This window comes from uncultured Capnocytophaga sp. (genome assembly GCF_938029845.1).
GTDB lineage: Bacteria > Bacteroidota > Bacteroidia > Flavobacteriales > Flavobacteriaceae > Capnocytophaga.
This window is the reverse complement of record NZ_CALHGG010000170.1, coordinates 1-7481: the sequence shown is the minus strand read 5'-3', so window position 1 is coordinate 7481 and position 7481 is coordinate 1. Positions and strand designations below refer to the sequence as shown.

General features: G+C 38.1%; 8 protein-coding genes and 1 pseudogene. 4 read left to right on the top strand and 5 right to left on the bottom strand.

Annotated elements, in window-relative coordinates; genetic code table 11:
- A pseudogene (locus Q0625_RS13335) lies at nucleotides 1–264 on the top strand (4,5-DOPA dioxygenase extradiol); the annotation flags it as partial.
- 66 nt (nucleotides 265–330) lie between these two features.
- On the opposite strand, the gene Q0625_RS13330 reads toward Q0625_RS13335, so the two are convergent.
- The 3 genes from Q0625_RS13330 to Q0625_RS13320 all read right to left on the bottom strand — a co-directional run bounded on the left by Q0625_RS13330 (nucleotide 331) and on the right by Q0625_RS13320 (nucleotide 2501).
- Nucleotides 331–783, bottom strand: coding sequence for a hypothetical protein (locus tag Q0625_RS13330; protein ID WP_298828231.1), 453 nt, complete (start codon nucleotides 781–783; stop codon nucleotides 331–333).
- A gap of 120 nt (nucleotides 784–903) precedes the next feature.
- The gene (locus Q0625_RS13325; RefSeq protein WP_298828229.1) at nucleotides 904–1608 is read right to left on the bottom strand and encodes an Imm43 family immunity protein; all 705 of its coding nucleotides are present in this window, start codon (nucleotides 1606–1608) and stop codon (nucleotides 904–906) included.
- Nucleotides 1609–1646: 38 nt separating this feature from the next.
- Nucleotides 1647–2501 carry a hypothetical protein gene (locus tag Q0625_RS13320; RefSeq protein ID WP_298828227.1) on the bottom strand — a complete coding sequence of 285 codons (855 nt, stop codon included), beginning with the start codon at nucleotides 2499–2501 and terminating at the stop codon, nucleotides 1647–1649.
- A 202-nt stretch (nucleotides 2502–2703) separates the two neighbouring features.
- Here Q0625_RS13320 and Q0625_RS13315 point away from each other — a divergent pair, with 202 nt between their 5' ends.
- Genes Q0625_RS13315 through Q0625_RS13305 form a run of 3 tightly spaced genes read left to right on the top strand, consistent with a single transcriptional unit; the run spans nucleotide 2704 to nucleotide 4905 of the window.
- The gene (locus Q0625_RS13315; protein WP_298828225.1) at nucleotides 2704–3306 is read left to right on the top strand and encodes a pyruvate dehydrogenase; all 603 of its coding nucleotides are present in this window, start codon (nucleotides 2704–2706) and stop codon (nucleotides 3304–3306) included.
- A 26-nt stretch (nucleotides 3307–3332) separates the two neighbouring features.
- Entirely contained in the window at nucleotides 3333–4307 is a 975-nt protein-coding gene (locus tag Q0625_RS13310) for an acyl transferase (RefSeq protein WP_298828219.1), read from the top strand.
- Nucleotides 4308–4311: 4 nt separating this feature from the next.
- Complete coding sequence (locus Q0625_RS13305; RefSeq protein WP_298828217.1) at nucleotides 4312–4905, top strand: ribonuclease HII; 594 nt, start codon at nucleotides 4312–4314, stop codon at nucleotides 4903–4905.
- On the opposite strand, the gene Q0625_RS13300 is transcribed toward Q0625_RS13305, so the two are convergent.
- Nucleotides 4906–5589, bottom strand: a complete 684-nt coding sequence (locus tag Q0625_RS13300) for an ATP-binding cassette domain-containing protein (protein ID WP_298828215.1) — start codon at nucleotides 5587–5589, stop codon at nucleotides 4906–4908.
- Nucleotides 5590–5606: 17 nt separating this feature from the next.
- The gene (locus tag Q0625_RS13295; RefSeq protein WP_298828212.1) at nucleotides 5607–7400 is read right to left on the bottom strand and encodes a long-chain fatty acid--CoA ligase; all 1794 of its coding nucleotides are present in this window, start codon (nucleotides 7398–7400) and stop codon (nucleotides 5607–5609) included.
- Nucleotides 7401–7481: the final 81 nt, after the last annotated feature.

Genomic DNA, 7481 nt, shown 5'->3' with positions numbered 1-7481 from the left:
GATTTAGATGCTGGTTATGATTGGGCTTTTGCCTTTCGTGATCAAATCAATCAAATAATAACTGATAATAACTTAGAGGCGTTAGTACATTTTGAGCAATTCGGAGAAAACGCAAAACTATCAGTGCCTACTCCCGATCATTACTTGCCTTTACTATATGTAATGGCTTTGCGAGAGGAAGATGGTGAAGTACTGATTTTCAATGATTCAATAGTAGGAGGCTCTATCAGTATGACCTCAGTACTAGTGGGAGGAAAGTCTTAGATTATAAGAATTAAGCCTATAAAAAAGGCTGTCACAAACTAAAATTTGCGACAGCCTTTGTTGTTTTTAGTAGCTTTTTAGTTCGTTGAGGTGAGAAGGAACAGCTATTTTATACCAATCCCATCCATAATAATCTATGAGCAACAGCAAAGCCAAGAGCCTAAGAGGCGTTTGTGCAAAGTACATTTCATCTTTCTTCTTAACAATCCAGTCATACCAATCGGAGTGTTTATCAGTAATTTTTATGCTGTATTTTCTACTGAGTATCTCCTTAATAGCTAATGCCGAAAAGTTGTCCATAAACTTATCTTCCCAGCTCTCATCTACTATTTTTCCATTTTCCTTCAAATAACTTATAGCCAATAACGAAAGAGAGTCATTGGCAACAGTAACTTCCTCATTCTTTTTCATATAAATGAGGTAATCTTCATCTTTGTCAAGTAAAAACACTTCATATCCTTTCTGGTAGAGTATCTCTATAGCATTATTGTAGGTATTAGGAGCATCTGTTATGGTCATTTTGAGATATTTTAAAGCTGAAAGTTATCTAATAAGTTCCTTCCTCCATCGTTAAAATAGATAAGGAATTGTCAATTTCAATACAGAGGTCTATATCCTTACATATATGATTTTTATTCCCTACTCAATGATAAATTCAGTATCTGAAAGCTCTAAATGATATGTATTCTCCATATATTCTATTAGACTTTCTATTGGATGAAACTCAATTGTTTTTATTTTTCGAGCCTCTACACTATTCTTAAATTCCTCATTACAAAAAAGAAGCTTATCAAAAAAATATTGACAAATATAAAAAATAGGTTTTTTATCCAATAGTTCTTTGTTGAAAACAATTTTTGTTGCTTTCTTTATTTCTACTTTTGGATATCTTTCCCCTACATTTATATTCGGAGGTATAGTCTCTATAAACTCTGATTTATCAAAATCAATAGCTTGTACGTCTTCTTGAATAGTAATAAAGTAATAACTCTTTCGAGAATTTACCTCTCCATCTCTGTTAAGCATTACAACAGGAGTGAAAAGATACTTCATTGGATTGTGTGCGTCCATAATCTCCTTAAACTCTTCTGAAATGATAAACCCATTTGATGTATCACAATAATCAAAATCTAATAGCCTATGCTTATTGATAAGATAAAGTTTTTCAGGGAGCTCAGTTAAGTTCATCCATCCCCCACGCCATTTGTCACGATTGAGAACAGGAGGAAGAGTAGAACCTTTGTATTCTTCCCTAGGAATAAATCGTGTGTGTAAAATCCCATCTAAGTAGATAGGAGTTCCTTTAGCCTTTCTATTAGGTACCATAAAATAAAGCTGATTCATACTTCTTAGGTTTTAAAATATATTTTTGCCCCAAACCTTTAGTAATACTCTATTTTTCGTTGTGTTACTCGAGAGGTTAATTTTCCTTCTATTTTATCCTTCAGATAAAGAATGCTTTTGATATAATTACCTTGCTTATCATAAGTGTATTCGTACCAGAGTTCTTGTTCTGGTTCAAGGAAGGGTTTCTTTTTAATGGTTTGAATATCACCCTCTCTATTATAGGTATATTCTCTTATTTCTCCTAAAATCCCTTTTCTTTCCTCATAAATTATACGCCCTTTTGAATCATACCTATAGATAGTTTCCTCCCCTAATTTAATTTTTGTTTTGCTTATAGAAGAAATTTCTTTTATTTTTTGTCCTCTATCATTATAAGTAATATGATAGTATTTATAAGAAGGGAGGTCTGCTCGGCCCCATCTCTTTTCTATTACATTCCCTCTTTCATCATACTTATAACAATCTATATATTGTTTTTTATCTCCCGTATATTGAGTAATGGTTTTCTCTTTATGGTTGTAGATAAGAGAATCTATTCCTGTATCTTCATACCTTCGTGTGCCTATAATATAACCTTCTTCATCGAAATCAATAATAAGAGGAAGACCATTTATTGTACGGAAAAATGTACCTTCTCTTGGCAAAACAGCAACCGCATCCAACTTCTTTGCAGAGCCATCCTCTGCATATTCATAGTAATCAAAGATTTCTTCCAATCGTTTTACTTTCCCACGCAAACCCAATAGCTCCCAATCCGTTTTTTTAAAGTGATTGCCTTGAAAATGCCCCTGAACTGTTTTTTCTTTTTGATGGGGATTCTTTACATTTTTTCTTCCACAAGCAATCAAGCTAAGGCTTATCAATAGGGTGCAAATAATATACTTTTTCATAAAAGGCTCTTTTCGTATTCTGTGTGCAAATATAGCGACATTTGTCAGATTCACAAAATATTTTTATTCCTTTTCAAAAAATATTATTTTATTCTTTTCTATTTCTTTGATTTGGTAAATATACATCTTTTTCTCTAACTCACAAATATTTTGTTTTCTTAAAATAAAACACTACCTTTGCCTTATAAAAAACGCTTTTCTTATGGGATATTATATGTTTGCTTATGGGGTGAACACCTCTGAACTTCAGGCAACTTTTGCCTCTAAGGACGAAACCTTACTCGCAGAGGTTCAGAAAAATGAAATCTTCCAAAACTATGCTGAAGAAGATGAGGATAATGAGACCACTAAGGCGCTTACCGATATTATCATGGGGCGTCCTTTTGATGAGAAAAAGGGATATACTTATGGGTATGCCTTTATTGGAATCTGTGCTACCTTGGGAAAAGAATTGCCTTTTACTCAAGAAATGAAGTTCTGGTATGAAACTGACCTTATCAACCAAACCCTTTCAGAGGATTATGATATAGAGGTAGAAATAGATACCGAGCTATTCCCCGAAGACCATTTCCACCCCTTCCCGCTACCTGAGATAGAAGACTTTCCTATGATAAGCCTCATTGACCAAGACCGACTCAAGCATTTGGATTCTCTGCTAGAGAACGTCCATAAAACAGAGGAAGAAATAGAAGCTATGATAGAGGAAGATGAAAAGGGATTTGCTTACGAACACATTATGAGACTAAAGGAAAACATCGCTTTTTGTCTTAACAACCAATTAGATATGATAGCGTTCTGTCATTAATTATTAAAAACACTTACAACTATTTGATGAATAACCTCTTTCAAGATTATTCCCCTAAGGAATTTGAAGCACAAGCACTAAAAGTATTTGCTTTTCAGTACCAAAACAATGCTGTATATCAGGAGTTTTGCAACTATTTCGGCAAGACTCCTAAGACGGTACATGCTCTTGAGGAGATTCCTTTCTTACCAATAGAGTTTTTCAAAAATAAAGAAATCTATACGGCTACCAATGCTCCTGAGGAGGTATTTACCAGTAGTGGTACCACTGGGAGCCAAACATCTCAACACTTGGTAAGTTCTCTTGCACTCTATAGGGAGAGTTTTCGCAAGGGATTTGCTCACTTCTATGGGAGGATAGAAGACTACATATTTTTAGCTTTACTTCCTTCCTACTTGGAACGCAAGGGGTCTTCCCTTATCTATATGGCTGAGGATTTGATTGAGAGTGCCCAGAAGGAAAGTGGTTTTTACCTCTACAACCAAGAGGAACTTGCCCAAAAACTAAGGCTATGGGACGCTCAGGGGCGAAAGGTTTTCCTAATGGGGGTGTCCTTCGCACTCTTGGACTTGGTAGAGCAATACCAATTCTCTCTAAAAAATACAATTGTTATGGAGACAGGAGGCATGAAAGGGCGACGCAAGGAGTTGATTCGAGAGGAGTTACATGAGCTACTATGTAAGGGCTTTGGTACTAAGGTGATTCACTCCGAATATGGGATGACGGAGCTACTCTCCCAAGCTTATAGCCAAGGAAATGGACTTTTCTACCCTGTTCCTTGGATGAAAATTCTCATTCGAGACAGCGAGGATGCGCTCTCTCCCCTACCCTATGGCAGAATCGGAGGGATTAATGTAATAGACCTTGCCAACTACTACTCTTGTAGCTTTATCGCCACTCAGGATTTAGGCAAGGCCTACCCCGATGGCTCCTTTGAAGTATTGGGTCGCTTCGATGCTGCAGATATTCGTGGCTGTAACCTTTTAGTTTTACAAAATTAATCCTATGGAAAAATGGTTTTTCTCCCCGAGGGAAGCGGGTACTGATGAGGCAGGAAGAGGGTGCTTAGCAGGACCTGTTACAGCTGCTGCTGTGATACTCCCTGAAGATTTCTATCACCCATTGCTCAATGACTCCAAGCAAATGACCGAAAAACAGCGCAATGAACTACGCCCTATTATAGAAGAGCAGGCGCTGAGCTATGCTGTAGTACATCTGTCCCCACAGCGAATTGACCAAATCAATATCCTCAATGCCTCCATAGAGGCCATGCAAAAAGCCTTGGACAAGCTCACCCTTACTCCTGAGTTTATTGTGGTAGATGGTAATCGTTTCAAGCCTTATAAGGAGATTCCCTACTCCTGTCAGGTAAAGGGAGATGCACGCTTTATGCGTATTGCAGCCGCTTCAGTACTTGCCAAGACCTATCGCGATGCTTATATGGAAGAACTCCATAAAGAATTCCCTATGTATCATTGGGATAAAAATAAAGGATACCCAACTCGTGAGCACCGAGCGGCTATCCTTGAATTTGGTGCTTGTGAGCACCATAGAAAGACATTTCAACTTATTGATATTCAGCTGAAATTTGATTTTTAATCAGACAGAACGTTGTACCACCTCAAAGAGTTTCCCTGCATCACACTTGATGGTTTTGGACGGAAACTTGAGTATCAGAGCATAGTCATGGGTTGCCATAAGGATAGAACGACCTGAGTCATTAATCTCACGCATCACTTTCATAATCTCCACACTCGTCTCTGGGTCAAGGTTTCCCGTAGGTTCATCGGCGAGAATTAGATCAGGATCATTAAGCAGTGCACGTGCAATGGCAACACGTTGTTGCTCTCCTCCTGAAAGCTCATGAGGGTGTTTGTCTATCTTGGTCTGCATTTTCACCTTACTGAGAACACTATTGATACGCGCCTCTATCTTATGAGGATCATGCCAACCTGTGGCACGTAGAACAAACTCAAGATTACCAAACACCGTCCTATCGGGGAGCAACTTAAAATCTTGGAAGACCACCCCTATCTTTCTTCTCAGATAAGGTATTTCCGATTCCTTAAGGGTAGCCAAATTAAAATCTACGGCCATACCTGTCCCCTTCTTCAGAGGCAGATCCCCGTAGAGTATCTTTAGCAGGGAACTCTTACCACTCCCTGTTTTCCCTATCAGATATACGAACTCCCCTCGCTCTATAGTGAGGTTAATATCATGTAAGATAAGATTTTTTCTTTGAAAAATAGAAACATCCTTAAGTTCTACTACAGTTTTTGACATGGGTATTTTCTTCAGAGTTATACATACATCGCTTCTATCTCTCGGAAATAATTCTTATAGATATTCTTTCGCTTAAGCTTCAGTGTTGGGGTAAGTTCATCATTATTAATAGAGAAAGGAGTAGTAAGCAGCGTAAATCTCTTTATCTGCTCATAAGCGGCCAACTCTTGTTGCAAGTTTTGTAGCCTTTTTTGAAAGAACTCCACTATTTGACTATTTTTTATCAGCTCTGAATAGTTTTTATACTTAAGGTTAAGTGATTTAGCATATTCAGACAAGGCATCATAGTTAGGAACAATAAGAGCAGAAACGTACTTGCGAGCATCCGCTATGATAGCTATTTGCTCTATGAAGCTGTCCTTACCTACCTTCCCCTCTATTTGTTGGGGGGCTATATATTTCCCATTGGAAGTTTTCATTAATTCCTTAATACGTTCTGTAATAAAGATATTACCTTCCCTGTCTATATAGCCTGCATCTCCTGTACGCAAGAAACCATCTTCAGTAAAGGCCTTAGCATTCTCCTCTGGATTATTATAGTATCCTTTGGTAATAGAACCTCCCTTGAGAAGAATCTCATTGTTCTCTCCTATCTTCGCTTGTATATGTGGCACAAGGGTACCCACCGACTTGAGCTTGAATTTCTTATCGTCCCAACAAGATACGGTCGCAGTAGTCTCGGTCATTCCATAGCCCAAGGTTACATTGACCCCAATAGCACGGAAGAAACGCCCAATAGAAGGTTCTAAAAGAGCTCCTCCGCAAGGAATCATCTGAATATTACCGCCCAAAGCTGCTTTTAGCTTTTGGAAAACAAGTTTGTCGGCTACATTATAAAGCTTCTTAAGAACAAAAGAAGGATATTTTCCTTTCTTCGTTCTTCCCAATTGTATTTTTGCAATTCGGGTAGCTGCTGCAAAGACGATACGTTTTGCCAAAGACTGTTTTCCTACATTTTCGTAGATTTTGGTATATATTTTCTCCAAAAGGCGTGGTACTACACACATATAGTGAGGTTTTACCTCCTTAAGAGCCTCTGCTACACGATTCGTATCATCTAAGTAACAGTTAATCACCCCCTTATGGAATACATAGGCTACCCACATACGTTCATACACATGGGATAGTGGCAGGAAGGACATAGATACATTGCCCTCTACTACTGCCAAGCGATCATCATGGTTGATAAACTGATAAGCCACATTCTCATAATCTATGAGAACTCCCTTAGGGTTACCTGTAGTACCCGATGTATAGATAATGGTATAGAAATCCTGTAAGTTGCGTTGGTCAAAACGTTCTTTTAGTTCCGCCTCATAGATTTTCCCTTGGGGAGCTGCTATAAATTGAGATAGAGTACAAACACTTGCCCCTCCTTCCTTGCACAGTGCTTCATTGAAAAGTACTACTAATTGTAACTCAGGACACGCTTGGCGTATCTGTGCTACCTTTTCATATTGTTCTTTTTCTCCAACGAAGAGGATTTTAATTCCCGCATTATTAATGATATAAGCGGCTTGATCGGCCGTATTTGTCGCATAGATAGGAACAGCACAAGCTCTTATGTGAGCGGCGGCCATATCCACCATAGTCCACTGAGGAGAGTTAGGAGCAAAAATCCCGATATTTTCTTGTACTCCCACTTGGTAATGGAGTAAAGCATTGGCTATCTTCTGTATTTCTTCATAGAAGACTCTCCAAGAAAGAGAGCACAATTGCCCATTTTCCCAATAGCGAAGTGCCTCACGGTCTCCATAATGTGCTGCTTGAGAAGCTAGGCGTGTAACCAAGTGAAACTTTTCTAGATTCATTACTGTTTGTTTGCGTTTCAAATAGCAAAATTAGTTCTTTTCCTCGATATAAAAAAAAATAAAAAGTTAAATGTTAGTGAC